23 protein-coding genes are annotated in these 24,700 nt (G+C 72.7%); 10 read left to right on the forward strand and 13 right to left on the reverse strand.

The window, feature by feature from the left end:
- Positions 1–59: 59 nt before the first annotated feature.
- Entirely contained in the window at positions 60–1,193 is a 1,134-nt protein-coding gene (locus tag CRV15_RS11195; RefSeq protein WP_003953317.1) for an AraC family transcriptional regulator, read from the reverse strand.
- 115 nt (positions 1,194–1,308) lie between these two features.
- Here CRV15_RS11195 and CRV15_RS11200 point away from each other — a divergent pair, with 115 nt between their 5' ends.
- Positions 1,309–2,193 (forward strand): NAD(P)H-binding protein, encoded by an 885-nt coding sequence (locus CRV15_RS11200; protein WP_003961417.1) that lies wholly within the window; start codon positions 1,309–1,311, stop codon positions 2,191–2,193.
- 80 nt (positions 2,194–2,273) lie between these two features.
- Here CRV15_RS11200 and CRV15_RS11205 read toward each other — a convergent pair whose 3' ends face one another.
- Both CRV15_RS11205 and CRV15_RS11210 read right to left on the reverse strand, forming a co-directional pair.
- Complete coding sequence (locus CRV15_RS11205; protein ID WP_003961416.1) at positions 2,274–2,774, reverse strand: nitroreductase family deazaflavin-dependent oxidoreductase; 501 nt, start codon at positions 2,772–2,774, stop codon at positions 2,274–2,276.
- A gap of 1 nt (position 2,775) precedes the next feature.
- Positions 2,776–3,987 carry an acyl-CoA dehydrogenase family protein gene (locus CRV15_RS11210; protein ID WP_003953320.1) on the reverse strand — a complete coding sequence of 404 codons (1,212 nt, stop codon included), beginning with the start codon at positions 3,985–3,987 and terminating at the stop codon, positions 2,776–2,778.
- Positions 3,988–4,244: 257 nt separating this feature from the next.
- Between CRV15_RS11210 and CRV15_RS11215 the strand changes: the two genes are divergently transcribed.
- Entirely contained in the window at positions 4,245–5,414 is a 1,170-nt protein-coding gene (locus CRV15_RS11215; RefSeq protein ID WP_003953321.1) for a thiolase C-terminal domain-containing protein, read from the forward strand.
- Positions 5,415–5,765: 351 nt separating this feature from the next.
- Here CRV15_RS11215 and CRV15_RS11220 read toward each other — a convergent pair whose 3' ends face one another.
- Positions 5,766–6,374: a GNAT family N-acetyltransferase gene (locus CRV15_RS11220; RefSeq protein ID WP_003961414.1), complete on the reverse strand. Its 609-nt coding sequence runs from the start codon at positions 6,372–6,374 to the stop codon at positions 5,766–5,768.
- 183 nt (positions 6,375–6,557) lie between these two features.
- Between CRV15_RS11220 and CRV15_RS11225 the strand changes: the two genes are divergently transcribed.
- Positions 6,558–7,106: a hypothetical protein gene (locus CRV15_RS11225; protein WP_003953323.1), complete on the forward strand. Its 549-nt coding sequence runs from the start codon at positions 6,558–6,560 to the stop codon at positions 7,104–7,106.
- A 52-nt stretch (positions 7,107–7,158) separates the two neighbouring features.
- Here the strand turns inward: CRV15_RS11225 and CRV15_RS11230 are convergent, their stop codons facing one another.
- A complete protein-coding gene (locus CRV15_RS11230; RefSeq protein WP_003953324.1) occupies positions 7,159–7,791 on the reverse strand; it encodes a TetR/AcrR family transcriptional regulator in 633 nt (210 codons plus the stop codon).
- A gap of 105 nt (positions 7,792–7,896) precedes the next feature.
- Between CRV15_RS11230 and CRV15_RS11235 the strand changes: the two genes are divergently transcribed.
- Both CRV15_RS11235 and CRV15_RS11240 read left to right on the forward strand, forming a co-directional pair.
- On the forward strand, positions 7,897–8,595 hold the full coding sequence (locus CRV15_RS11235) for a pyridoxine/pyridoxamine 5'-phosphate oxidase (RefSeq protein ID WP_003961413.1): 699 nt from the start codon (positions 7,897–7,899) through the stop codon (positions 8,593–8,595).
- A gap of 340 nt (positions 8,596–8,935) precedes the next feature.
- A complete protein-coding gene (locus CRV15_RS11240; RefSeq protein ID WP_003953326.1) occupies positions 8,936–9,832 on the forward strand; it encodes a helix-turn-helix domain-containing protein in 897 nt (298 codons plus the stop codon).
- A gap of 24 nt (positions 9,833–9,856) precedes the next feature.
- Here CRV15_RS11240 and CRV15_RS11245 read toward each other — a convergent pair whose 3' ends face one another.
- Positions 9,857–10,297: a Zn-ribbon domain-containing OB-fold protein gene (locus CRV15_RS11245; protein ID WP_003961412.1), complete on the reverse strand. Its 441-nt coding sequence runs from the start codon at positions 10,295–10,297 to the stop codon at positions 9,857–9,859.
- 322 nt (positions 10,298–10,619) lie between these two features.
- On the opposite strand from CRV15_RS11245, the gene CRV15_RS11250 reads away from it, so the two are divergent.
- From CRV15_RS11250 to CRV15_RS11260, 3 genes are all read left to right on the forward strand, one after another.
- The gene (locus CRV15_RS11250; protein ID WP_003953329.1) at positions 10,620–11,807 is read left to right on the forward strand and encodes a flavin-containing monooxygenase; all 1,188 of its coding nucleotides are present in this window, start codon (positions 10,620–10,622) and stop codon (positions 11,805–11,807) included.
- Positions 11,808–12,004: 197 nt separating this feature from the next.
- A complete protein-coding gene (locus CRV15_RS11255; RefSeq protein ID WP_003961411.1) occupies positions 12,005–14,242 on the forward strand; it encodes an acetate--CoA ligase family protein in 2,238 nt (745 codons plus the stop codon).
- Entirely contained in the window at positions 14,233–15,132 is a 900-nt protein-coding gene (locus CRV15_RS11260; RefSeq protein WP_009997242.1) for an enoyl-CoA hydratase/isomerase family protein, read from the forward strand. Before CRV15_RS11255 ends, CRV15_RS11260 begins: the two co-directional genes overlap by 10 nt.
- 84 nt (positions 15,133–15,216) lie before the next feature.
- Here the strand turns inward: CRV15_RS11260 and ectB are convergent, their stop codons facing one another.
- The 6 genes from ectB to CRV15_RS11290 form a co-directional block, all read right to left on the reverse strand.
- Positions 15,217–16,482 carry a diaminobutyrate--2-oxoglutarate transaminase gene (ectB, locus tag CRV15_RS11265; protein ID WP_003953332.1) on the reverse strand — a complete coding sequence of 422 codons (1,266 nt, stop codon included), beginning with the start codon at positions 16,480–16,482 and terminating at the stop codon, positions 15,217–15,219.
- A complete protein-coding gene (gene ectA / locus CRV15_RS11270) occupies positions 16,479–17,057 on the reverse strand; it encodes a diaminobutyrate acetyltransferase (protein ID WP_003953333.1) in 579 nt (192 codons plus the stop codon). Before ectA ends, ectB begins: the two co-directional genes overlap by 4 nt.
- Before the next feature lie 104 nt (positions 17,058–17,161).
- The gene (locus tag CRV15_RS11275) at positions 17,162–18,352 is read right to left on the reverse strand and encodes an MDR family MFS transporter (RefSeq protein WP_003953334.1); all 1,191 of its coding nucleotides are present in this window, start codon (positions 18,350–18,352) and stop codon (positions 17,162–17,164) included.
- A 6-nt stretch (positions 18,353–18,358) separates the two neighbouring features.
- On the reverse strand, positions 18,359–19,291 hold the full coding sequence (locus CRV15_RS11280; protein ID WP_003961408.1) for a D-alanine--D-alanine ligase family protein: 933 nt from the start codon (positions 19,289–19,291) through the stop codon (positions 18,359–18,361).
- Between the two features lie 19 nt (positions 19,292–19,310).
- The gene (gene alr, locus CRV15_RS11285) at positions 19,311–20,369 is read right to left on the reverse strand and encodes an alanine racemase (RefSeq protein WP_003961407.1); all 1,059 of its coding nucleotides are present in this window, start codon (positions 20,367–20,369) and stop codon (positions 19,311–19,313) included.
- Between the two features lie 326 nt (positions 20,370–20,695).
- The gene (locus CRV15_RS11290; RefSeq protein ID WP_003953338.1) at positions 20,696–21,322 is read right to left on the reverse strand and encodes a cysteine peptidase family C39 domain-containing protein; all 627 of its coding nucleotides are present in this window, start codon (positions 21,320–21,322) and stop codon (positions 20,696–20,698) included.
- A gap of 103 nt (positions 21,323–21,425) precedes the next feature.
- Here CRV15_RS11290 and CRV15_RS11295 point away from each other — a divergent pair, with 103 nt between their 5' ends.
- Positions 21,426–22,127: a flavin reductase family protein gene (locus CRV15_RS11295; protein WP_003961406.1), complete on the forward strand. Its 702-nt coding sequence runs from the start codon at positions 21,426–21,428 to the stop codon at positions 22,125–22,127.
- 97 nt (positions 22,128–22,224) lie between these two features.
- On the opposite strand, the gene CRV15_RS11300 is transcribed toward CRV15_RS11295, so the two are convergent.
- Positions 22,225–23,556, reverse strand: a complete 1,332-nt coding sequence (locus CRV15_RS11300; RefSeq protein ID WP_230864156.1) for an MFS transporter — start codon at positions 23,554–23,556, stop codon at positions 22,225–22,227.
- A 59-nt stretch (positions 23,557–23,615) separates the two neighbouring features.
- Here CRV15_RS11300 and CRV15_RS11305 point away from each other — a divergent pair, with 59 nt between their 5' ends.
- On the forward strand, positions 23,616–24,686 hold the full coding sequence (locus CRV15_RS11305) for a GlxA family transcriptional regulator (protein WP_003953341.1): 1,071 nt from the start codon (positions 23,616–23,618) through the stop codon (positions 24,684–24,686).
- The last annotated feature ends 14 nt before the right edge of the window (positions 24,687–24,700 follow it).

Raw genomic sequence — 24,700 nt, forward strand, 5'->3', positions numbered from 1 at the left:
CCGGGGCCCGGCGGGGCGCGGCGGCGGAGAGGCGTCCGTATCGGAGGGGTACCCGTCGGCTACCGTCCGGCGCGCGCCAGGGCCCGGTGTTCACTCGGACGGACGCCTCGGGTCCGTTTGAATGCGACGCTGAGCGCGTACGCGTTGGAGTAGCCCACCTGACGGGAGACGGCGTCGACGGTGGCATCGGTCCGCGCGAGCAAATCGGCGGCCCGGCAGATACGCCACTCGGTCAGATACGCCATGGGCGACTGGCCGACCAGCTCGGTGAAGCGGTGGGCGAAACGGGCACGGGAGGCGCCGACGGCGGCGGCGAGCGAGGCCACCGTCCAGGGGCGGGCGGGGTCGCCGTGCATCAGTTTGAGGGCCCGGCCGACCTGCGGATCGCCATGGGCGCGGTACCAGGCGGGCGCGTCGGAGCCGGGCAGCGCGAACCACTCGCGCAGGCTGGTCACCAGGAGGAGGTCGAGCAGCCGGTCGAGGATCACCTGCCGGCCGGGGATGTCCCGGGCCAGCTCCTGGGCGATCATCGCCAGCGGCGGGCAGCCCTCGGGGACGGAGGGGACGAGGGCGACCCTCGGCAGCGCGGTCAGGACCCGGTCCGAGACGCTGCCCTCGACCTGGTAGACGCCCTTGAGCAGCACGGTGGTACCGGCGGTGTCGGCGGGGCCGGGGCCGAAGGGGCCCTCGGGGAACGCGCAGGCGCCACCGCCGTACCCGTCCCCGTTACCGTTCGCGACCCCTGCCCCGTTCCCCGTCCCGTTCGCGACCCCTGCCCCGCTCGCGATGCCGTTTCCCGTTCCGTCCGCGATGCCGTTTCCCGTTCCGTCCGCGATGCCGCTCGGGATTCCGTTCCCGAGTGCCGGACCGCACATGCCGGTGGTGTCGGTATAGGGCCGTCCGTCCGGCCCCCGGCACTCGTCCCCGTCGATGACGGCGAGCGGCGCGGTGCCCGGGGAGTCGGCGACCGTGTACGGCTCAGGGCCGGTGACGATCGCGACGTCGCAGGGGCTGAGCCGGACCGGTTCCGCACCGTCGGGGATCACCCAGGCCGTGCCGGTGAACATGGTGAGCAGCGCGAGCGGGGTGCGTTCCTCGAACCGCAGCGACCACGGGGGGACGAAGGCCGACTGGTCGAAGAGGGCACCCTGTGGGCGGACCCCGTGCAGCAGGCTCGACAGCGCGTCATCCATACCGGAAGTCTAGGGAGGCTCCGGCCCGGAGCGACCGCCGGTCGAGACGATCGGACATCGATCCGAGAGTGACAGCCATCGCCCGTACCGCACGGAGCGGGGTTCACTGATCGTCATGACGACGAACACCCCCTCTTCCTCTTCTTCCCGCTCTTCCTCCGTCGGGCCGGTGCTGGTGCTCGGCGGGACCGGCAAGACCGGCCGCAGAATCGCCGCGAAGCTGTCCGCACGCGGCGTCGGCACCCGGATCGCCTCCCGCGCGCCCGGCCGGGACCGGGTCCGTTTCGACTGGTCGGACCGCTCCTCCTGGGACCCCGCCGTGACGGGCGCCCGCGCGGTCTACGTCGTGGACTCCGAGGGCCCGACCGCCGCCGAGGAGGTACGGGACTTCGCCGCGCTCGCCGCCGGGCGGGGCGTGGAGCGGCTGGTGCTGCTCTCCGCCCGGGTCTGGGACGAGCTGCCGGACCCGGACGGAACCCTGCTGGCCACCGAGCGGGCCGTCCAGGAGGCGGGCCCGGAGTGGACCGTCCTGCGGCCCGCGTGGTTCGCGCAGAACTTCACCGAGGCACCGTGGCTCGCCCCGCTGCTCGCCGGGGGCGAGCTGCGGCTGCCCGCCGGTGCGGGCCGGGAGCCCTTCCTCGACCTGGAGGATCTGGCGGATGTCGCGGTCGCCGCGCTGACGGAGCCGGGGCACGCGGGACGGACGTACTCCCTCTCCGGGCCCCGGGCCATCGGCTTCGCCGATGCGGTGGCCGAGATCTCCCGGGCCTCGGGCCGGACGCTGACCTACCGGCCCGTCACGGAGGACGAGTTCCGCGCGGAGATGGCGGAGCGCGGCTTCCCGGCGGAGCTGACCGAGATGCTCGTCCCGCTCTATCTGCACATCGGCCGCGACGGCAGCGCCGAGCCGGGCGACGGGGTCCGGGAGGCACTGGGGCGGGAGGCCGGGGAGTTCGCCCGTTACACCGCCCGGACGGAGTTCTTCCCGCAGCCGCACTGATCGGTCCGGTCGAGCCGTGGAGCCAGCCGAGCCGGTCGGACCGGGAAAGGGCAGGGCAGGGCAGGCGGCGGCCGACCGGGCTAGTCGGTGCGGGGCGCGGACCGCACCAGCCGGAAGAGTCGAATCCGGCGGTCGATCCGGGCCTGGTAGATGGCGTAGGGGGGCCAGAAGTCCAGCAGCCTGCGCCAGGTCTCCTCCCGTTCCTCCCCCGTCAGCAGCCGGGCCCGTACGGGGATGTCCACGCCCTTCCAGTTCAGCGCGGCCTCGGGGTGGGCGAGCAGATTGCCGGTCCAGGCGGGATGGCCGGGGCGGCCGAAGTTGGACCCGACGAGTATCCAGCTCCCGTCCGGCTCCGGCATGCAGGCGAGCGGATGGGTCCTCGGCAGCCCGGACCGCGCGCCGGTGACGGTGAGCACCCCGCTCGGCAGCATCCGGGCGCTGGGCAGCACCTTCCCCCGGGTCAGCCGGTGCACCAGCCGGTCCACGACCGGGACGACCGAGGGCGCGATCAGCAAGAACGGCCGGGTGGTGGACACCCTGCGGATCACCCGCAGGGGCAGCGGGCTGCGGACGGTCGCCATCTCAGCCCACCGCCTTCACGGCCCGTGCGGGGCGGCCCGGCGCCGTGAACAGCCCGGCGCGCTCGGCGGCGTGGGCGCGCAGCCGGTGGACCGGCCCGAAGAGGAGTTCGTCGCCCGCCGCGCGCTTGAAGTACAGATGGGCGTCGTGCTCCCAGGTGATGCCGATGCCGCCGTGGAGCTGCACCGCCTCGGCCGTGACCACCCGTATCGCCTCCAGGCACTGGGCGAGCGCGAGACCCGCGCCACCGGTCTCGCGGGCCGCGTAGAACGCCGCCGCGCGGGCCGTCTGGACCTGGACGTACAGATCGGCGAGCCGGTGCCTGACCGCCTGGAAGGAACCGATGGGGCGGCCGAACTGCTCCCGTTCACGGACATAGGAGACCGTGCGGTCCAGGGCGGCGGCCGCCGCGCCCGCCGCTTCGGCGGCGAGCAGCGCGGCGAAGGAGGCACCGGCTTCGGCCAGCGCCCCCGGCACATCGGCGCGGTCGTCGTCGCCGAGGAGTTCGGCGGCGGTGTGGCGGAGCTGCACCCGGGCCTGTGCGCGGGTCTCGTCCAGCGCGGTCAGCCGGGTGCGGGAGAGTCCGGGCGCGTCGCCGCGCACCAGGAACAGCAGGGTCCGGCTGCGGGAGAAGCCGCCGGTGTGGGCGGCGACCAGCAGGAGTTCGGCGCTGTGCCCGCCGAGTACCTGGCCCGCCTCCCCGTACAGCAGCCAGTCACCCCCGCGTACGGGCCGGGCCTGGATGCCGCCGGAACGGCCGCCGCCCGCCCACTGCGCCTGGGTGTTGTCGCCGGTCAGGCCGAGGGCGGCGGGAAGGCTGTCACCCGGGACCGCCAGGGCGCAGGTCAGCGATCCGGTGGCGATCCGGGGCAGCAGCCCGTCCCGCTGGACGGAGGTGCCGAGCGCGGCGATCAGCGGGGCGGCGAGTCCGGCGGTGGGGAGCAGCGGGGACGGCAGCAGGGCCCGGCCGGTCTCCTCGCAGGCCAGGGCGAGCTCGGCGAGTCGGCAGCCGACCCCGCCGAACAGTTCGGGCACGGCGAGGCCGGGCAGGCCCAGCTCGCCGGAGAGCCGCCGCCAGAGAATCCGGTCATGGCCCTCCGGGCTGAGGACCGCTTGTCTGACCTGGTCAGGACCGCTGTGCGCGGTCAGCAGGGCACGCAGGGTGCGGCGGATCTCGTCCTGCTCTTCGCTGAGGGCGGTGCGAGTGGTGCCCATGGGCCCCTCCTCCAGATCTGACGGAGCGTCATATTAGTTCCGTCGCAGAGGAATGCCCAGTCACCGGAACACCTGACACCGCCGCACTCCGGCCGGACGCCGATCGTCCACCGGATGTGTGCGCCGACGGTACACCCGTCCCCGATCGAGCGCGTACGCGGGATTGCGCACCCGGCCCGCCCCTGCCCGCGCGTCCGTGCGCACGCCGGGCCGCGCCACCCGTCCCCGCGACCGGTTTCCTGATGTACCGTCAGATCATGTCTGCCTCTGCGCGCAAGGTGGCCGTCGCCGGTGTCTCCCTCGCCGACTGCGGACGCGTCGACGGGCTCACTCCCTACGCCCTGCACGCCCAGGCGGCCCGGCGGGCGCTCGCCGACTCCGGCCTGGACCGCTCGGTCGTCGACGGCTTCGGCTCGGCGGGGCTCGGCACCTTCGCCCCCATCGAGGTGGCCGAGTATCTCGGGCTCCGGCCGCGCTGGGTCGACTCCACCTCCGTAGGCGGCGCCACCTGGGAGTTCATGGCCGCGCACGCCGCCGACGCCATCGCCGCCGGGCACGCGAACGCCGTTCTCCTGGTGTACGGGTCCACCGCCCGCGCCGACCTCGCGGCGGGCCGGCGCACCGCGAACCTGTCCTTCGGCAACCGGGGTCCGCTCCAGTTCGAGGTGGGGTACGGGCATACGCTCGTCGCCAAGTACGCGATGGCCGCCCGCCGCCATATGCACGAATACGGCACCACGGCGGAGCAGTTGGCCGCCGTCGCGGTCCAGACCCGGGCGCACGCCGCCCGAAATCCCCGCGCGATGTACCGGACTCCGATCACCGTGGACGAGGTGCTGTCCGGGCCGGTGATCGCGGACCCGTTCACCCGGCTGCACTGCTGCATCCGCAGCGACGGCGGCTGCGCGGTGCTGCTCGTGGGCGAGGAGTATCTGCCCGATCTGGCCAGGCCGCCGGTGTGGGTGCTCGGCACCGGTGAGCATGTCTCTCACACGACGATGTCGGAGTGGGACGACTTCACCGTCTCCCCGGCGGCGGTCTCGGGCCCGCTCGCCTTCGGGCGGGCGGGGCTCACCCCGGACGAGATGGACATCGCCGAGGTGTACGACGCGTTCACCTATATGACGCTGGTGACCCTGGAGGATCTGGGCTTCTGCGCCAAGGGCGAGGGCGGGGCCTTTGTCGAGAATGGCCGGATCGGGCCCGGTGGCGCGCTGCCCGTGAACACGGACGGAGGCGGGCTCTCCGCCTGCCACCCCGGGATGCGGGGGCTGTTCCTGCTGGTCGAAGCGGTTAACCAGCTCCGTGGTGAGGCCGGGGAGCGACAGCACCTGCGGCCGGACGGCACCCTGCCCCGGCTGGCCGTGGCCTCCGGGACGGGTGGCTGGTTCTGTTCCTCGGGAACGGTGGTGCTGGGCGCGGACTGACGGACGCGGCCGGGTCGGCCGCGTCCGTCAGTCCGGTGGGGGCGGGCCGCCGCACCGGCCGTCCCTGGCGGAAAGGGCCCCGGCGGGTCAGGCGCCGACGGCGAGCGGGCCCCCGGCCGGTCAGACGCCGGAACGGGGTCCCCCGGCCGATCAGACATCGACGGCGAGCGGGCCCCCGGCCGCTCGGGTGTCGGCGGGGCAGCGAGCCCCTGGGCGGTCAGACGTCGACGGGGAGCGGCCCCCCGGCCAGTCAGGTGTCGGCGGGGCAGCGGACGCCTGGCGGCTCAGACGTCAACGGCGAGCGGGCCCCCGGGCCGGTCAGGCATCGACGGCGAGCGGACCCCTGGCCGCTCAGGCGGCGGCGGGGCGGCGGGCCTCGCGCCACATGCCCCACAGCACCGGACCGCCGCCGGGGAGCTGCACCTCGTGGCTCACAGTGAAGCCGAAATGCTCATAGACAGGGAGATTGTCCTTCTTGGAGGACTCCAGATAGACCGGCAGCCCCGCCGCGTCGGCCCGGGCGAGACCCGAGCGCAGCAGCGCGCCGCCCTCGCCCTTGCCCTGGACGGCCGGGTCGGCGCCGATCAGCGCCAGATACCAGTGCGGCTCCCGGGGGGTGTGCTGGGCGGCGGCGCCGACGGCGTCCCGGAACGCCTCGGCCCGGTCGCCCAGAATCCGCTGGAGCTCCGCGATGGTCTCCCCGTCGGGAACGGCCTTGTCGGCCGCCTCCGCGGGCACCCAGAAGGCGGCGGCGGAACCGGTGCGCTCGCACACCCCGTTGACGGCGTACTGCCGGGTGAAGATCGTGTCGAAGTAGGTGCCGAGCGACGCCTCGCGCGTGGCGTCCTCGGGGAAGAACCAGCGCATCATCGGGTCGTCGTCGAAGGCGCGCGCCAGGGCGCCGCTGATCTCCGCGGCATCGTCGAGCGTGGCCGTCCTCGGCATGTTCGTGTTCGCCATAGGTGCATTGTGCACCCAGTCTTTTCCGCTGCTCGGGGCGGGTCCGACGGGCCATCAGCCATGGCCGGAACCGGCCAGGCCGGACCCCTTCCGCCCGGCTTCCGCACTGCTTAGAGTCCTGCTCAAGCCGACCGGCACCCCGGTATCGCGCCCCTCTCGCACCCTCAGCCAGGAGCTCCGTACGTGCGCACGTTCGCCAAGTCCCTCGCCACCGTCGCCGCCGTGGCGGGCGCCCTGCTGGGGACCGCTGGACCGGCCCAGGCCGCCCAGGCCCAGATCGCTCAGGCCCAGGCCGCTCCGGCCGCTCCGGTCGTGAAGAGCTGGCAGTCGGTGTCCACCGGCCCGACGTGGAACTGCGCGCGGACCGTCGTGCACAAGGCCAAGGCCGATGTCGGCTTCCAGGCGTGCCTGGTGCGCAACGACAACCACGACGCCCAGGTCGTCCTGGTCGTCGTCAACAACTCCGCGTCCCCCGTCACGATCTCCGGCACGGTCACCGAGGCGTTCGGCGCCGACGCGAAGTGCGACACCCGCACGCTGGCGGTCGGTGAGCGGCGCGGCTGCTTCGGCTTCACCGGGGCCGTCCCGGAGTGCCTGTTCGGGCCGGGCATCCCGGACGAGCCCCAGTACGCCGACGGTCTGGTGCGCCTCACCGTGAACGGGGTGGCCCAGTCGATGCGTTCGCCGCAGACGCCCTGCGTGGACTCCACGATCCCGTACCCGCCCTTCTGATCCCTCCCAGGTCCACCCTCCAAACCCCCATCCGCGGCGCCGGGCCTTCCCCTCACCCGGCGCCGCGGGTGGGGCCCCTCCGGCCGTCCCCGGCACCGTCCCCGGCCCCGGCTTCCTCCGGGATCACCCGCTCGACGAGGGCGGTGAGCAGCGCGGCGGCCTCGTCCGCCGGGAGGACGTCCGGGAGCGTCAGCCGTTCCAGCATCACCCAGCTCGCGGCGGTATGGATCATGCGGACGGCGTCGGCGTCCCCGGGGAGCCCGGAGGCCAGGTGGTTGTCGACGTTGAGCCGCAGATCGTCCCTGACCTGCTCGGTCAGCAGGGCGCGCAGGGCGGGGCGGCGGGTGGCCTCAAGCCGCAGCTCCAGCAGGGCGAGATAGCCGGTGCGGAAGGCCGTGACCCGTTCGACGGCCTCGCCGACCAACTCCGCCAGGTGCTCGCGGCTGACGCGGCCCCGCATCAGCTCCTCGGTGGCGGCCTCGTCGGGGCGCAGCCGCTCATAGACCCGGGCACCGGCCTGGTTCAGCAGGTCGTCGCGGTTGCCGAAGTAGTTGGACGCGGTGCCCTGGGGGACGCCCGCCTCGATGTCGACCGCGCGGAAGGTGAGTCCGCGCGCGCCGTCCCGGGCCAGCACCTCGATGGCCGCGTCGACCAGCGCCGCCCGCCGTGCCAGGTTCTGCCGCATCGCCCGCTCCCGTTCCGCTCTCTCTGTCCCCCGGCGCGCCCCGGCCGGGGCGCGCCGACCACTATAAGCGGAGTACTACGGATCAAGTGGTGTTGACTGCCCCCCATGAGTCATCACGCCCCGCACCGCCGACGCGACCCCTTCCACGCCCATGACGCGTTCAACGCGCTCCTGCGGGAGCAGCGGGTCTGGGACATCGATCTGCCCTCCTTCGACCCGTCGGCCGCGCCGGGGGAGCCGCTGCCACTGTTCCAGCAGTGGTTCGCCGAGGCGGTCGCGGCCGAGCAGCCCGAGCCGCACACGATGGCGCTGGCGACGGTGGACGAGGAGGGGCTCCCGGACGTGCGGACGTTGATGCTGCACGACGCCGACGCCGACGGCTGGCACTTCGCCACCCACTCCACCAGCGCGAAGGGCCGCCAGCTCGCGGCGCGCCCGCAGGCCGCGCTGCACTTCTACTGGCCCGCGCTGGCCCGGCAGATCCGGCTGCGCGGCCCGGTGACGGCGGCGCCCCCGGCCGAGGGCCGCGCCGATCTGGCCGCGCGCTCCACCGGCGCCCTCGCTGCGGCCCTCACCGGCCCGCAGAGCGAGCCGCTGCCCGACCTGGAGACCCTGTCCCACGCCTCCGCCGCCGCTTGGACCCGCGCCCAGGCCGAACCCGACGCGCCCGTCCCCACCTGGACGAAGTATGTCCTCGCCCCCCGCGAGGCCGAGTTCTTCCAGGGCGACGCCTGGCGCCGCCACATCCGCCTCCGTTATCACCGCGAGGGCCGCGCCTGGTCCCGTGAGCTGCTCTGGCCCTGAGCCGCCGCCGCACGTGCGGGGACGGCGGCCCGCGACGACCCGGGGCGCGGGAGACGGCCCGGGGCGCGGGCACGGGCACGGGCGCGGGCGCGGGGGACGGTGGCCGCCACCGGCGCGGCCCCAGGGCTCGCGGGCGGCGCCCCTCCGGGTACGCCCCTCGCACGTCAGGGGCGCGGCACCCCTCTCCCCGACGGCTCCCCCGTCGCGCCCACGGCCGCCGCGCGAAGGGAGGTTCGTCCTCGGGTCGGCCGAGCGGCCCCGAGATCCGTGTGTATGGGGGACGAGCCGACGAGAAGGCGTATACATGACAATGTGCGCATCGCAGTCCATACTCGTGCATATGACGCCCGAGAGTGCCACCGCCCACGCGGACCAGGGACACCACCTCTGCGGCATAGGGGACTTCCTCCGCTCCCGGCGGGCCCGGATCAGCCCCGCCGACGTCGGACTGCCGCACCTCGGCAGGCGGCGCGTCCCCGGGCTGCGCCGTGAGGAGCTGGCCCAGCTCGCCGGGGTCAGCGCCGACTACTACACCCGGCTGGAGCGCGGACGGGCCCGCAATGTCTCCGACGCCGTCCTCGACGCCGTCGCCGACGCGCTCGATCTCGACGACACCGAACGCGGCTACCTCCAGCACCTCGCCCGCCCCTCCCGTATCACCCGTATCGGCCGCTCCCCCCGTCGGCAGGGCCAGGAGGCCATGACCGTACGGCCCGGTCTGCGCCGGGTGCTGGAGACGCTGGACGGCTCACCGGCGTATGTCCTCGGCCCCTGCGCCGACGTCGTCGCCTGGAACCGCCCCGCCGACGCCGTCTACGGCTTCAGCGCCCTGCACCCGGACCAGCGCAACGCCGCCCGGCACACCTTCCTCCACCCCGGCGCCCAGGACTTCTACCCCGAGTGGCGCGCGGTCGCCGCCGAGGTCGTCGTCCTGCTCCATCAGCACGCGCTCGGGGACCCCGGGGACCGCCGTCTCGCACGGCTCTGCGGCGAACTCGCCGTCCGCAGCGAGCTGTTCCGCCAGATCTGGGCACAGCATCCGCTCGCCGCGAGGACCCATGGGGTGAAACGCATCAACCACCCCGCCGTGGGCGGGCTCGCGCTCGGATACGAACTCCTCGCCCTCCCCGGCGACCCCCGTCAGACCCTCGTGGTCCTCACGGCGGCCCCGGGCTCACGGACCTCCCGGCGGCTCCGGTCCCTCACCGACCGGCCCCGGGGCGAGGGACCGCACTGAGGGAACGGGGGCCGGCGAAGGGCCCTACGCCGCGGCGGCCCCCGTACCCCGGGACGGGCGGAACACCGGCAGCGCCAGGTCGGGGGCCGTACGGCGGAAGGTGGCCTCCAGCGGCATGGAGACGCGCAGGGAGGCCGCGTCGCACTCGACGATCTCGGTCATCATGCGGGGGCCCTCGGCGAGGTCGACCACGGCGGCGATGTACGGGAGCCGCAGGCTGAACGGGGGCAGGTCGTTGCGGTGCACGACGGACCAGGTGTAGAGGGTGGCCCGACCGCTCGCGGTCTCCCAGACGACGTCCGTCGCCCAGCAGAACGGACAGAACTCGCGCGGGTAGTGGTGGGCCCGGTGGCAGCCCCGGCAGCGGCGGACGAGGAGGCGCCCCTCGGCGGCGGCCTCCCAGTACGGGCGGGTCAGCTCGTCGATCTCGGGCAGCGCCTGCGGAGGCGGGGTCGGGGCGGTCATCCGGCTTCTCCCTGCTCGGCCCAGTCGCGGACGGACCGCTCCTGACGTCCTGTCAGTTCAGCGGAAGGTCACCGGGCGGCGCAAGACTCCTGCACCGGGCAGTCCCCGCGCGGGGCGGCGGCCCGGTCCGGTCCGGCCCGCCCGCCTCCGCGAGCCCGCCCGGTCCGGCACGCTCCGGCCCGATCCAGCTCGGTCCGGCTCGGTCCGGCTCGGTCCGGCTCGGTCCCGTACGGTTTCGTACTGCGCAGGGACGAACGCCCATCCGGGAAATCCGTTCACCACAGGGGTCGTTCACCCACCCGCACCACTACGCTCACGCGCCATGGACCGAAGCGACGACAGGGCGCCTGTCTACGTCATCGGAGGCGGGCCCGCAGGGCTCGCCACCGCCGCCGCGCTCCGCCGGCGCGGGGTGCGGGCGCTGGTGCTGGAGAAGTCCGACGCGGTGGGGGCCTCCTGGCGCGGCCACTACGAACGGCTGCGGCTGCACACCACCCGCAGGCTCTCCGCGCTGCCGGGGCTCGCGATGCCCCGGCGGTTCGGGCGCTGGGTCGCCCGCGACGACGTGGTCCGCTATCTGGAGAAGTACGCCGCGTACCACGAACTGGACGTGGTGACCGGGGTCGAGGCCCACCGCGTGGAACCGGCCGGACCCGACGGCTCCGGGCCCGGCTGGCTGGTGCACGCGAGCGGCGGACGGCTGCTCACCGGGCGGACCGTGGTCGTGGCGACCGGCTTCAACCACACCCCGTTCCTGCCGGACTGGCCCGGACGGGACGGCTGGACCGGGGAGCTGCTGCACGCGTGCGCGTACCGGGAGCCCACCGCGTACAAGGGACGGGACGTCCTGGTGGTCGGCGTCGGGAACACCGGGGCCGAGATAGCGGTGGACCTCGCCGACGGCGGCGCCGCCCATGTACGGCTCGCGGTGCGGACGCCGCCGCACATCGTCCGCCGCTCGACGGCCGGGTGGCCCGCGCAGCGCACCGGAATCCTCACCCGGCGGCTGCCCGCGCCGCTCGTGGACCGGGCCGCCGGAACGCTCGCCCGGTTCGCCGTGCCGGATCTCGCCCCGTACGGGCTGCCGCGCCCGGACCAGGGGCTGTACACGCGGTTCCGTGAGGGCGCGGTCCCGGTCCAGGACGTGGGGCTGATCGACGCGGTGCGGTCGGGACGGGTACGGCCGGTGGCGCCGGTCGCCTCCTTCGACGGGGGGATCGTGACGCTCGCGGACGGCAGCCGGATCGCCCCGGACGCGGTGATCCTGGCGACCGGGTACCGGCGGGGGCTTGAGGGGCTGGTGGGGCATCTGGGGGTGCTGGACTCCCGGGGCAGACCGGTGGTCCGGGGTGCCCGGAGCCCGGCCCGCGCGCCGGGGCTCTACTTCAACGGGTACACCAACCCGATCAGCGGGATGCTCCGTGAGATCGCGCTGGACGCGGAGAAGATCGCCCGGGTGGTGAGCAGGCGCGGGCGGCAGCACCGGAACGGAACGGGAAGCGGAGGGTGAGCATGGGCCGGGGTGCCCCGGCGCTCCCCGCGCACCGGCGCCCGCCGTGCACGGGACCGCGTCACCCCGGCCCCCTCAACCCCTTTCACCCCACGGGGATCACCCGGCCCGGCGCAGACCTTCCTGACCCTGCCCCGGCTCGCTAATCTGATTACGCGTCAGTATTTTGGCACCGAGAGCAGGAGCGGGGTTCAGCGATGCTCGGATCCACCCACGGCACCCTCACCTCCGACCTCCGCGCACGCGTCGTCGCCTGCGGTGAGACCCCCCGCGACGCCGTCGTCCACGACACGGCCGCCCCGGCCGCCGTCGCCGCAGGTGAGCTGGATGTCAGTGGACGGCCGCTGTATGCGCCCGTCCCCGATCTCGACCGCTTCTTCCGGCCCCGTTCGGTCGCCGTCGTCGGGGCGTCCGACGGCGAGGGGCGGCCCAACACCGTCATCACCCGCCAGCTCGTCGCCTGGGCGCAGCGGGTGGGCGCGCGCTTATGCCCGGTGCACCCGGTGCGCGAGACCGTCTTCGGCCTCCCCTGTGTCCGCCGCGTCGGCGATCTGGCCGAACCCGTCGACCTCGCGGTCCTTCTCGTGGCCGACCCGCTGCCGCTGATCGACGAACTCGCCGACGCGAAGATCCCGTTCGCCGTCGCCTTCGCCTCCGGCTACGCGGAGACCGGCGCGGAAGGCGCCGAGGCACAGCGGCGGCTCGGCGACGCGGCCCGCCGGACGGGGGTGCGGCTCCTCGGGCCGAACACCAACCTCAACGCCTTCGAACGGTTCCGGGACGATCTCGAAGGCCCCGCGATCGCGCTGATCACCCAGTCCGGCCACCAGGGGCGGCCCGTCTTCGCCCTCCAGGAGCTGGGCGTCCGGCTCTCCCACTGGGCGCCCACCGGCAATGAGGCCGACCTCGAAACCGCCGACTTCCTCTCCTACTTCGCCGAACGGCCCGAGGTCGGCGCCATCGCCTGCTACGTGGAGGGGCTCAAGGACGGCCGGGCCTTTCTGCTCGCCGCCGACCGCGCGGCCCGGCGCGGGGTGCCGGTGGTCGCCGTCAAGGTGGGCCGCACCGCCGCCGGGGCGCGCACGGCCGCCTCGCACACCGGCAAGCTGACCGGCGCGGACCAGGTGGTGGACGCGGCGATGCGGCAGTACGGGGTGATCCGCGTCGACGGGCTCGACCAGCTCCAGGACACCTCCACCCTGCTGGCGCGGGCCCGGCCGCCGCTCGCCGACGGAGTGGCCGTGTACTCGATCTCCGGCGGCACCGGCGCGCATTTCGCCGATCTCGCCACCGTCGCCGGGCTGCGGCTCCCGGCCCTCGGCGAGCGGACGCGGCGCGCGCTGCACCAGTGGATACCGGAGTATCTGGACGTCACCAACCCCGTCGACAGCGGCGGCCACCCGGTGGGCGACGAGCGGGGCCGGAAGATCATCGACGCGATCCTGGCCGACCCGGCCGTGGGGGTGCTCGTCTGCCCGATCACCGGACCGTTCCCGCCGATGAGCGACCGGCTGGCCCGGGACCTGGTCGAGGCGGCGGAGACCACCGAGAAGCCGGTGTGCGTGGTGTGGGGCTCGCCGGTGGGGACGGAGGCGGCGTACCGCGAGACGCTGCTCGGATCCTCGCGGGTCACCACGTTCCGTACGTTCGCCAACTGCGTCACGGCGGTACGGGCCTATCTCGGCCACCACCGTTTCGTCCGGTCCTACTCCTCCCCGTTCGACGAGGCGCCCCGGACCCCGTCCCCGTCGTTCCGCAAGGCGCAGGCCCTGATGCAGCCGGGGCAGCAGCTCAGCGAGCACGCGGCGAAGCAGCTCCTGCGGGCGTACGGGATACGGGTGCCGCGCGAGCAGCTCGTGACGAGCGCGGCGGCGGCGGTACGGGCGGCGGCGCAGGTCGGGTACCCCGTGGTGATGAAGGCGTCCGGCCCGCAGCTCGCGCACAAGACCGAACTGGGGCTGGTGAAGGTGGGGATCACCTCCGCCAGCCAGGTGCGGGACGCGTACCGGGAGCTGATCGACATCGCCCGGTACGAGGGCGTCGAGCTGGACGGTGTCCTGGTCTGCCAGATGGTGGGGCACGGTCTGGAGACGATGGTCGGGGTGACGCGGGACGCCCTCTTCGGGCCGACGGTGACGGTCGGGCTCGGCGGGGTGCTGGTGGAGGTGGTCCAGGACACGGCTGTGCGGGTGCCGCCCTTCGGCGAGGGCGGGGCCCGGGCGATGCTGGACGAGCTGCGCGGGCGGGCCCTCTTCGACGGGGTGCGCGGCGGCCCGCCGCTGGATCTGGACGCGCTGGTCGAGGTGGTGCTGCGGGTGCAGCGGATGGCGCTGGAGCTGGGCGGGGAGCTGGCGGAGCTGGACATCAATCCGCTGGTGGTGCTGGAACGGGGGCAGGGCGCGGTGGCGCTGGACGCGCTGGCGGTGTGCCGGTGAGCGGCGGGGGCGGCGACGGCCCGGCGGCGGCGGGCGACGGGGGCGACCGCCCGGCGGCGGTCGGAGGGGAGCAGCACGGGGCGGGCGCGGCGACCGGGCTGCTGATCCGCTCGGAGGGCGCGGTCCGGTGGATCGTCCTCGACCGGCCGCAGGCGATGAACGCGCTGCTGTATCCGCAGTACGGATATCTCGTGGGGGCGCTGGAGGAGGCGTCCGGGAATCCGGACATCCGGGCCGTGGTCCTCACCGGCACCGGCAAGGGCTTCTGCACCGGGGCCGATCTGCGCTCGGGGGCCGGGCGCCCCGGCCCCGTGGAGCGGGTGCCGGGCGATCTGACCCGGCGGCTCCGCCGCGGGGCGCAGCGGCTGATCGCCGCCGTCATGGACTGCGAGAAGCCGGTGATCGCGGCCGTCAACGGCACCGCCGCCGGGCTCGGGGCGCATCTCGCGCTCGCCTGCGACCTGGTGCTGGCGGCGGAGGAGGCCCGTTTCATCGAGGTGTTCGTGCGCCGGGGGCTGGTGCCCGACGGCGGCGGGGCGTATCTGCTGCCCCGGCTGATCGGGCCGCAGCGGGCGAAGGAGCTGATGTTCTTCGGGGACGTGGTCACGGCCGCCGAGGCGGAGCGGCTGGGGATGGTGAACCGGGTGGTGCCCGGGGCGGACCTGGAGCAGACGGCCAGGGACTGGGCGGAGCGGCTGGCCCGGGGGCCGACACGGGCCCTGGCCCTGACCAAGGAACTGGTCAACGCCTCGATCGCGGGCGGGATGGACCGGTCGGCGGCGTTCGCGGCGGAGGCCGCGGCGCAGGAGGTCAACATGGGGACGGCGGACGCCCAGGAGGGTGTGCGGAGCTTCGTGGAACGGCGGACTCCGGACTTCCGGGGGCGGTGAGACCCCCGGAGCCCGGCCCGGCCGATGACCGGCCCGGCCGCCGTCACCCGGCGGCCGCCTCCTCCGGCCGCCCCGGCCCGCCGCTCATACGGTGGCGAAGACCGAACGGGAGAGCAGCAGCAGCCCTTCGGCCAGTTCGTCCGAGGTGATGGTGAGCGGCGGCAGGATCTTCACCACCTCGTCGTCGGGGCCGGAGGTCTCCAGCAGCAGACCGTGTCCGAAGGCACGGGCACAGACGGCGGCCGCCCGCTCCCGGTCGGCGAACTCCAGGCCCCACACCAGGCCACGACCGCGGTGGCGGGCATCGAGCCCGGGCTCCGCGCAGAGGAGCCGCAGGGTCTCCTCGACCTGTTCGCCCCGTGCGGCCGTCTGCTTCTCCAGTTGCTGATCCGACCAGTACAGGTCCAGGGCGGCGGTGGCCGTGACGAAGGCGGGGTTGTTCCCCCGGAAGGTGCCGTTGTGCTCACCCGGCTCCCAGAGGTCCAGCTCCGGCCGGAACAGACAGAGCGACATGGGCAGTCCATATCCGCTGATGGACTTGGACAGGGTGACGATGTCGGGGACGACCCCGGCCTCCTCGAAGGAGAAGAAGCCGCCGGTGCGGCCACAGCCCATCTGGATGTCGTCGACGATCAGCAACATCTCATGGCGACGGCACAGGTCCGCGAGACCGCGCAGCCATTCGGCGCGGGCGACGTTGACACCTCCCTCGCCCTGGACGCACTCGACGATGACGGCCGCGGGCCGGTCGAAACCGGACCCCCGGTCCTCCAGCACCCTCTCGAACCAGAGGAAATCGGGGACTCGTCCATCGAGATAGCCGTCGTAGGGCATGGGTGTGCCATGGACGAGCGGGACACCGGCACCGGCCCGTTTGAACGCGTTGCCCGTGACGGAGAGGGAACCGAGTGACATTCCGTGGAACGCGTTGGTGAACGAGACGACCGACGTCCGCCCGGTCGCCTTGCGCGCCAGCTTGAGTGCGGCCTCCACGGCATTGGTTCCGGTCGGACCGGTGAACATGACCTTGTACCGGAGGTCACGCGGCCGGAGTATCAGCCGGTCGAAGGAGTCCAGGAACACCCGTTTGGCGGTGGTCGCCATATCGAGTCCATGGGTGATTCCGTCGTGCTCCAGATAATCCATGAGGGCACGTTTCAGCACCGGATTGTTGTGGCCGTAGTTGAGGGAACCGGCTCCGGCGAAGAAGTCGAGATAGTGGCGGCCGTCCTCATCGGTGAGGCGGCTCCCCCGGGACCGGCTGAAAACCGTGGGCCAGCCACGGCTGTAGCTGCGTACCCGGGATTCCAGCGTGTGAAAGACATCGAGATCGGGCTGAGTGACAGTCATGCGGGACTCCTGGGGGGACAGGGTGGCTCCTGCGCACCGCTACCGGCGGCCATCGGCCCGATGCGGTAGAGAATTTCGGGCTGGTGTTCCTTGTCGGGGAAGAGGTCATTGCTCAGCAGCCCGCATCGGTGCAGCGGGGCGCGCCGGCGGCGGGCATAGGAGGTGAAAAGACGGTCGGAGGCAGTGTTGTCGGGCGTCACCGTGGTCTCGACCGTCGTGATCCCCCGGCCGGGGACGACCCGGTCGGTGATGGCGTCCAGCAGCCTGCCTCCCAGCCCGTGCCCCCGGTAGGCACGGTCGACGGCGATCTGCCAGACGAAATAGGTGTCGGGTCGATCCGGACGGATGTATCCGGTGAGGAAGGCGACCGGGGTTCCGTTCGCCGCCCGGGCCACCAGGGATGTGCCGGAGAAGTCGCGGCACCAGATCAGATAGCTGTAGGGGGAGTTCAGATCGAGTGACTCGCTGTCGCGGGCGATGCGCCAGAGATCGCCTCCGTCCGCGAGGGACGGGGCGGCGATGCCGACCTCTTCCGGGCGTTCGCCCCTGTCGCCGATGCTCTCGGTCGACCTCATTCGCATGGAATTTCTTCTCTCCCTCTGCTTCCGTTCCCTGCTGCCTGTTCCCCGCGGTCCGTTCCCCGCGGTCCGTTCTCCGCTGCCTGTTCATGTGTCCTCGCTCATACCGCTTCTCTGCGCCGCATGTGCGGGGAGAGCAGGAGCTGAGCGCAGACAGCGATGGCGCACAGCCCGGCGCACACCCCCCAGAGCAGCGCGGCCCCGTGCTCCAGAAGGCGGGTGCCGAGAAGGGGGGCCGCCAGCATGGCGGTGGCCCACACCATTCCGTACAGGCCGTAGTACCGCCCGCGCAGATGCGCGGGGGCCAAGGGCGCCACGATGGCCTGGTTGACCGCGCTGAACGCGATTTCCCCCAAGGACCAGACGATCACCGTTGCGCAGTACTCAAGGGCGGAGGAGGCCAGGGAGGTCAAACCGAATCCGGTCCCCAGCAGCACCATTCCGAGCATCAGGACCCGGTGCGGGTCCATTCTGCTGACGACGGGCACCGAGAGGGGCTGGAAGACCACGACCACGACCGCGTTGACCCCCATGATGAAACCGAACAGGGAAGGGGACAGGCCATCGAGGCTCATGGCCAGGGGAAGCGTCGTTCCCGCCTGACGGAACACCACTCCGTAGCAGAGCGTGACCATGAGATATCCGAGCATCAGCCGGTCCCGCAGAATCCCCAGGAACCCGCCCTTCGGCGGGGCCTCTCCCGGCACCGCCCCACTCCTGCCGAGCGCCGGAAGGGAACGCCATACCAGGAGCCCCGCCGCCACGCAGGTGGCGGAGTTGACATAGAAGAGGGAGGTATAGCCGTGCCGTACCAGCACCCCGCCGAGGATCATGGAACATCCGTAACCGACATTCACCGCCCAGTAGACGAAGCTGTAGGCCCGCGGCAGATCCTGCGGGGAGAACTGGTGGGCCACCAGGGCCGCGACCGCCGGCCGGTACATCTCCGCCGTGGCCCCGACCAGAAAGGTACAGACGACGATGGGCCCGATCTGATCCGATGAGGCGAGGAACAGCAGGGCGAAGCCGGTCAGCGACATGCTTCCGGCCATGACCGATCGATAGCCGAGACGGTCGACCAGGATTCCGCCCACCCACTGACAGACGACTCCGCCGATACCGGCCGCCGTCAGAACGGTCCCCGCGGCGGTGACCGAGAGACCTTGTTCCTGAGTGAGGTAGTACCCGAGATAGGTGAGGACCATCGCGCCGATCTGGTTGGTGAACAGACCCGCGCAGACGCTCCAGAACGAGCGGTCGAAGCCGCCCGTCAGTGACTTCAGCCGGACCACTCCGCGTCAGGGGCAGTAGGCAGGCCGGTCAAAAGCGCTCTGGAGCATGATCTCGACGACCCTCCGGTACCCGAGACCGGAGGCTTTGGCCATGGCCGCCAGATTTCCCTGGAGGGTCAGCCCGGGGACGGTGTTGACCTCCAGCACCACGGGACGGTCCTCGCTGAGCATGAAGTCGACGCGGGCCACCCCGCGGCAGCCGCAGACGGTGAACACCCGGACGGCCAGCTCCTGCATACGGTCCCTGAGGGAATCGGGGATCGGCGCGGGGCACCGGTACTCGTGCAGTGAGGGGTCCTGCTTCGCCTCGCTGTCGTAGAACTCCCGCAGCGAGACGGCCTCCAGCACGGGAAGCGCCTCGATCTTGCCGTCGATGTCGAGAACTCCCACGGTAAAGGTGTTCCCCGTGAGGAAGGGCTCCGCGATGAACTCGTCCGAGCTGTACTCGCCTTCCTCGGCGAGGAGTTCCCGGAGATCCTTGTCCGACCTGACGATGCCCGCCTCGAAGCTCTCGCCGTTGGAGGCGGGCTTGGCGAAGAGCGGCAGCCCGATCCCGGCTGTCACCCGGGATATCTGCGCGGCTGTGGCGCCCCTGCTCACGGGTTCCCAGGGAAGCGTCTCTATCCCATGGGCCACCATAAGACTCTTGAACGTGGGTTTGTGCATCCCGACGGAGCTGGCCAGCACTCCCGATCCGGTGTAGGGCAGCCCCATCACCTCCAGCAGCCCTTGGAGTTTTCCGTCCTCCGCATACCATCCGTGTCCGGCGATGAAGGCCGCCTCGAAGTCCGGAAGCCGCTTCCAGAAATCCGGCACCGATATATCGACCACTTCTGTCTCGTGGCCCAGTTCCCGCAGCGCCTGCCCGGCAGCGTCGGCCGACAGGAAGGAGCCCTGGCCTTCAGGGCTCGGCCCTCCGGCCAGAATGGCAACACGCATCGTCAGTTCCCTTCTCGCTCTAGCTGACGGGTAAAGATCCGGAATGATCGTTGAGTATTCTCCGGTGGACCCGCAGCGGATCGTTCGAAAGTCCCGTGCACAACTCCCAGTTGGCCATGGAGGCGAACCGGAGATGACTCTCCATGGGAAGGCCGTCACCTATCAGGGTCACCGGAGTGCCGATCGGGAATCTCCTGGGCAGTGCCACGGTCAGCGCGTCCATGGAAACCGAACCGATCACCGTCGCGGGCTCGTCCCCGACCAGAACCGTGGTGCCGACCAGCCGGGACACGAAGCCGTCGCCGTAGCCGACCGGAACGACTCCCGTCACCGTCGGCCGGGTGACCCGATGGGCCCCTTCGTAGCCGACGGCGGCACCGGCCGGAAGGTTTCTCACCTGGGCGAGACAGCTGATCCAGCTCAGTGCGGGCCGCAGTGGGAGACGGCTGGACGGATTCGTCATCAGGGAGACGCCGAGCAGGGCACTCCCCGAACGCACCGCGTCCAGCCGGGCCGCCGGCAGGGAGAGCGCCGCCGAGCTGTTGCAGACATGGCGCGTCGCCCGGGGTACCGCCTCGCACTGCTCCAGGAACCGGGCGAGCTGGAGCGCGGTGACCTCCAGGTCGACATGGGCGTGGGAGAACTGCCCGAAGACACCGACCGGTTGCTCCCGCAGACGGTCCGGAATCCGATCGAATCCGTATCTGTTCAGCCCCAGATTCACCTTGATGTGGTATTCGACGGCACCGGAGAGCGCTTCGAGGCTGGCATCGTCGTGTGCGACGCACTCCAGGCCCGCGCGGCTCGCGGCGGGGACGGAGCCGGGGCCCACAGGCCCGAGGACGACAATGCGGGCCCGGGGGAATCTCTCGCGTAACGCCAGCCCCTCGCCGAGGGTCGCCACACAGAGCGCCCGGGCCCCGGCCTCCAGCGCCGCCCCGGCCACCGGGACCGCGCCGTGCCCATAGGCGTTCCCCTTGACAACCGCCCATAATTCGGCGCCGTCGACCATCTTTATCAGCTGCCGCGCATTGTGCCGAACCGCATCCAGATCGAGTGTGATTTCACTTCTGTGCATGAGCCATCTCCCAGCCGGACGGAATGTGGAACAGAAGTTCGCCACCGATGTTCCGCGCCGGAAGCAGACCCAAGAGTGCAACTGGCACTTACGGGCGGCAAGAGCCAAGGGCAGGTGCGGCTCAAAATGATCTGTTGCCGCTCCGGGCGCCCGTACGGAGGCGCGATGACCGGCCACTTCGGCCGATCGGCACCCGGACAGCGGCCTTCACCAGCCAGAACACCAGCTACGACATAAGCGGAATCAGCACCCGAAGAGCCAGAACATATACGCATATCTGCGACACATCACTCTTGCTTTATCGGCCGAATTTACCTTGTGGGGTTTCAGGGCCGGGCGAGCGTCACTCCGCGTCCGGCGTAGAACCGGTCGAGATCGTTCCAGGGCACGCGCGCGAACTCCTGCGAACCGCCGGGGAATCCGGACGGGTTGTGGATCACCAGATGCTCCGGGGTGGCCCCGACCGCCAGCACGAGATGACCGCCCTTCCCCGGCGGTACGCGGTGCGGCTCACGGATGGCGGGGTGCACCGAGAGCATCAGCAGCTCGCCGGAGGCGAGGCGGCCCGGGACGTCCGCGGCGGGGAGGTCCGGGTGCGCCTCGGCGCGGAGTCCCCAGCGGGAGGAGACATGGGCGGCGAACGGCGCGTAGATCAGCCCGTCCAGTCCGTCCCCACGCCGGACATAGGCTCCGGCCCCGACGCACTCGGCCGCCAGGGCGAGGGGCGGCGGCGCCACGCCCAGCCAGTGGCGGAGCGTCATCCGCAGACAGGCCATGCCGCACAGCCGCCAGGACCACCAGTCGTACTCCTCGGGGCTCGTGGCTCCGTACTCGGCCCACAGGGGGTCGTCGGCGGCGCGGATCTCCCCCGTCACGATCTCGCGCACCAGCCCGGGCGAGGCCCACTGGGAGTAATAGGGGACAGGGTGGATCAACTCGATGCCATCGGTCATGGTCCCGCAGTCTGCCCCGGCCGGGGAGCGGCCTGTCAAACACGCCGAGCCTGTCAACCCACCCCTTCTCAACCGACATCCCGGCCGTTTCAATGGGAGGGTGATGGGACACGCAGCCATGGCCGAGACCGCCATCCGCTATCTCCGCTCGGCCGCCTCCCAGGCCGCCGCGACCGGGGCGGGCGGCGATGCCGCCGCCGGGGACGGGGAGGCCGCCGTGCCGGGTCCGCGGGCGCGGCTGCGGGCCGTCGGGGTGGACGAGCGGGCCCCCGGGGCGGCCGGGCAGCCGCCGGCGGACATCGACGCGGGGGAGTTCCGGCGGGTGCTCGGGGGCTTCCCGAGCGGGGTGACCGTGATCACCGCGCACACCCCCGACGACCCGGCCGGGCCCGCCGGGTTCGCCTGCCAGTCCTTCTCCGCGCTCTCCCTCGATCCGCCGCTCGTGGTCTTCATGGTGGGACGGACCTCCTCGACCTGGCCGAGAATCGCCCGTGCCGGGGGGTTCTGTGTGAACGTGCTGAACGAGGATCAGGGCGCGCTCTGCCGGGGGTTCGCGGTGAGCGGCGCGGACGGGCGGGACAAGTTCGCCGGGGTGGCGCACCGCCCGGCGCCGGTCACCGGGTCCCCGCTGCTCACGGGGGCGCAGGCGTGGCTGGACTGCCGGGTCCACGCCGTGCACCCCGGGGGCGACCATCTGATCGTGGTGGGGCGGGTGCTCGGTCTCGGGGCGGCCGATGACGGCGCGGGGGAGCCGCTGGTCTTCCACCGGGGCGCCTTCCGTCGGCTCGCCCGGCCGCAGCCGTAGCCGTCGGCGCGGGTACGGGCACCGGCACGGGCCCGGCCGTCCGCCCCGGCCGCGACCGTCCGCCCCGGCCGTCCCGCCGCCGTCGCAGCCGCTCCGGCTACGCGGCCGTCCGCTCCGCCACCGCCCCGGCGGCGGGCGGCCCCGGGGTGTCCGGGGCGTCCGGGGCTGTCGGACGGGTGATCACCAGGGCCATCAGCGCGGCCGTCGCGCACAGCGCCCCGGAGGCGTACCAGACCACGTCGTACGAGCCGAAGGCATCCCGCGCGACCCCGCCCGCGAAGGCCACGATCGCGGCGCCGACCTGGTGGGAGGCGAGGACCCAGCCGAAGACGATGGCGCTGTCCTCGCCGTAGTGCTCCCGGCACAGGGCGATCGTCGGCGGCACGGTGGCCACCCAGTCGAGCCCGTAGAAGACGATGAAGAAGACCATCGGCAGCTCCACCGACGGGGCCAGCAGCATCGGCAGGAAGAGCAGGCTGATCCCGCGCAGGGCGTAGTACACGGCGAGCAGCCTGCGGGTGTCGAAGCGGTCCGTGAACCAGCCGGAGGCGATCGTTCCGACGATGTCGAAGACGCCGATGACCGCGAGCAGGGAGGCCGCCGCCGTGACCGCCATGCCGTGGTCGTGGGCGGCGGGCACGAAGTGCGTCTTCATCAGGCCGTTGGTGGAGGCGCCGCAGATCGCGAAGGTGCCCGCGAGCAGCCAGAAGGGCCCCGTGCGCGCGGCCCGGAGGAGCACCGTCACCGCCCGGCGGGCGGCGCCGGGGACCGGGGGCGGCTTGGGCACCGCCTCGGTCGCGCCGTAGGGGGCGAGTCCCACGTCCGCCGGGTGGTCCCGGAGCAGCAGCAGGACGAACGGGACGACGCAGAGCGCGGAGAGCGCGACCGTGATCGAGGCGGGCCGCCAGCCGTGCTCCTCGACCAGCCAGGAGAGCAGCGGCAGGAAGACGAGCTGCCCGGAGGCCCCGGCGGCGGTGAGGACGCCGGTGACCAGGCCGCGCCGGGCGGCGAACCAGCGGTTGGTGACGGTGGCGGCGAAGGCCAGCGCCATCGAGCCGCTGCCGAGGCCGACGAGGACGCCCCAGTAGAGGACGAGCTGCCAGGTGGTGGTCATGACCGTGGTCAGCGCGGAGCCCAGCGCGATGACGGTGAGGGCGACGGCGACCACCCGGCGTATCCCGAAGCGGTCCATGAGGGCGGCGGCGAACGGCGCCGTGATCCCGTACAGCGCCAGATTGACCGAGACGGCGAAGCCGACGCTCCCGCGTGACCAGTCGAACTCCTCGTGGAGCGGGTCGATCAGCAGCCCGGGGAGCGAGGTGAAGGCGGCGGCGCCGACGATCGTCACAAAGGTGACGGCGGCGACGGACCACGCGCGGTGGACACGGGGGGCGCGGAGGGGGCGGTTTCTGGTCACAGACGTCAGCATCCGGGGCGGGCCGATCACCATCGAGTGGCCCGAAGGACAGCTTTCGCTAGGATCGGGCCATGGCCGATGTCCCCCAGCGCCGTACGGGCGCCCGACCGGGCGGCGCCGTCCCCCGGCCCCGCGCCGCAGGGGCGGAGCGCGCGCACGGCGGTCCGCACCGGGTGGTGGTGCTGGCGCTCCCCGGGTGCATCCCGTTCGAGCTGAGCATGCCCGTCCGGCTCTTCGGCCGGGCCCTCTCCCCGGCGGGCGACCCCCTGTACGAGGTGCTGACCTGCACGCCCGTCCCCGGTCTCGTCCCCACCGAGGCGGATTTCGCGCTCCATGTGGAGCATGGCCCCGAGCTGCTGGCCACCGCCGACACGGTGATCGTCCCGGCCGCGTACGGGCCCCGGTCCGTCTTCTCCGAGGGGCGGCTGCCCGAGGAGCTGGTGGAGGTCTTCGCCGCGATCCGGCCCGGCACCCGGCTGGCGTCCATCTGCACCGGCGGTTTCTTCCTCGCCGCCGCCGGGTATCTGGACGGCCGCCCCGCCACCACCCACTGGGGCTGGGCCGAGCACTTCCAGCGGGTCTTCCCGTCCGTCCGGGTCGATCCGCAGGTGCTGTACGTGGACGACGGCGACGTGCTCACCTCGGCGGGGGTCGCCGCCGGGATCGACCTCTGTCTCCATCTCGTCCGGCGCGACCACGGCGCGGCGGTCGCCAACGACCTGGCCCGGCGGAGCGTCGTCCCGCCGCACCGGGAGGGCGGACAGGCCCAGTACATCCAGCGGCCGGTGCCGCAGCCGCAGCTCGCGACGACCGCCGGGGCCCGCCGCTGGGCGCTGGACCGGCTGGGCGAGCCGATCCATCTGCGCGATCTCGCGGAACGGGAGTCGATGAGCGTCCGGACGTTCACCCGCCGCTTCCGCGAGGAGGTCGGGGTGAGCCCGGGGCAGTGGCTCACCCGGCAGCGGGTGGAACGGGCGTGCCAGCTCCTGGAGTCGACGGATCTGTCGGTGGACCAGGTCGCCCGGGACGCCGGTTTCGGGACGGCGCAGTCGATGCGGCAGCACCTCCAGTCGGCGCTGGGGGTGGCGCCGACGGTCTACCGCCGCACCTTCCGCACGGCGTCGGGGACGGCACAGGTCTGACGCCGTACGGAAGG

This window comes from Streptomyces clavuligerus (genome assembly GCF_005519465.1).
In the GTDB taxonomy this organism is placed as follows: domain Bacteria; phylum Actinomycetota; class Actinomycetes; order Streptomycetales; family Streptomycetaceae; genus Streptomyces; species Streptomyces clavuligerus.

What these genes read in the sequence shown, in the direction of transcription:
- CRV15_RS11195 (WP_003953317.1), bottom strand. Translation starts at nt 1,193, where the DNA reads ATGGATGACGCGCTGTCGAGCCTGCTGCACGGGGTCCGCCCACAGGGT.
- CRV15_RS11200 (WP_003961417.1), top strand. Translation starts at nt 1,309, where the DNA reads ATGACGACGAACACCCCCTCTTCCTCTTCTTCCCGCTCTTCCTCCGTC.
- CRV15_RS11205 (WP_003961416.1), bottom strand. Translation starts at nt 2,774, where the DNA reads ATGGCGACCGTCCGCAGCCCGCTGCCCCTGCGGGTGATCCGCAGGGTG.
- CRV15_RS11210 (WP_003953320.1), bottom strand. Translation starts at nt 3,987, where the DNA reads ATGGGCACCACTCGCACCGCCCTCAGCGAAGAGCAGGACGAGATCCGC.
- CRV15_RS11215 (WP_003953321.1), top strand. Translation starts at nt 4,245, where the DNA reads ATGTCTGCCTCTGCGCGCAAGGTGGCCGTCGCCGGTGTCTCCCTCGCC.
- CRV15_RS11220 (WP_003961414.1), bottom strand. Translation starts at nt 6,374, where the DNA reads ATGGCGAACACGAACATGCCGAGGACGGCCACGCTCGACGATGCCGCG.
- CRV15_RS11230 (WP_003953324.1), bottom strand. Translation starts at nt 7,791, where the DNA reads ATGCGGCAGAACCTGGCACGGCGGGCGGCGCTGGTCGACGCGGCCATC.
- CRV15_RS11235 (WP_003961413.1), top strand. Translation starts at nt 7,897, where the DNA reads ATGAGTCATCACGCCCCGCACCGCCGACGCGACCCCTTCCACGCCCAT.
- CRV15_RS11240 (WP_003953326.1), top strand. Translation starts at nt 8,936, where the DNA reads ATGACGCCCGAGAGTGCCACCGCCCACGCGGACCAGGGACACCACCTC.
- CRV15_RS11245 (WP_003961412.1), bottom strand. Translation starts at nt 10,297, where the DNA reads ATGACCGCCCCGACCCCGCCTCCGCAGGCGCTGCCCGAGATCGACGAG.
- CRV15_RS11250 (WP_003953329.1), top strand. Translation starts at nt 10,620, where the DNA reads ATGGACCGAAGCGACGACAGGGCGCCTGTCTACGTCATCGGAGGCGGG.
- CRV15_RS11255 (WP_003961411.1), top strand. Translation starts at nt 12,005, where the DNA reads ATGCTCGGATCCACCCACGGCACCCTCACCTCCGACCTCCGCGCACGC.
- ectB (WP_003953332.1), bottom strand. Translation starts at nt 16,482, where the DNA reads ATGACTGTCACTCAGCCCGATCTCGATGTCTTTCACACGCTGGAATCC.
- ectA (WP_003953333.1), bottom strand. Translation starts at nt 17,057, where the DNA reads ATGAGGTCGACCGAGAGCATCGGCGACAGGGGCGAACGCCCGGAAGAG.
- CRV15_RS11280 (WP_003961408.1), bottom strand. Translation starts at nt 19,291, where the DNA reads ATGCGTGTTGCCATTCTGGCCGGAGGGCCGAGCCCTGAAGGCCAGGGC.
- alr (WP_003961407.1), bottom strand. Translation starts at nt 20,369, where the DNA reads ATGCACAGAAGTGAAATCACACTCGATCTGGATGCGGTTCGGCACAAT.
- CRV15_RS11290 (WP_003953338.1), bottom strand. Translation starts at nt 21,322, where the DNA reads ATGACCGATGGCATCGAGTTGATCCACCCTGTCCCCTATTACTCCCAG.
- CRV15_RS11295 (WP_003961406.1), top strand. Translation starts at nt 21,426, where the DNA reads ATGGGACACGCAGCCATGGCCGAGACCGCCATCCGCTATCTCCGCTCG.
- CRV15_RS11300 (WP_230864156.1), bottom strand. Translation starts at nt 23,556, where the DNA reads ATGCTGACGTCTGTGACCAGAAACCGCCCCCTCCGCGCCCCCCGTGTC.
- CRV15_RS11305 (WP_003953341.1), top strand. Translation starts at nt 23,616, where the DNA reads ATGGCCGATGTCCCCCAGCGCCGTACGGGCGCCCGACCGGGCGGCGCC.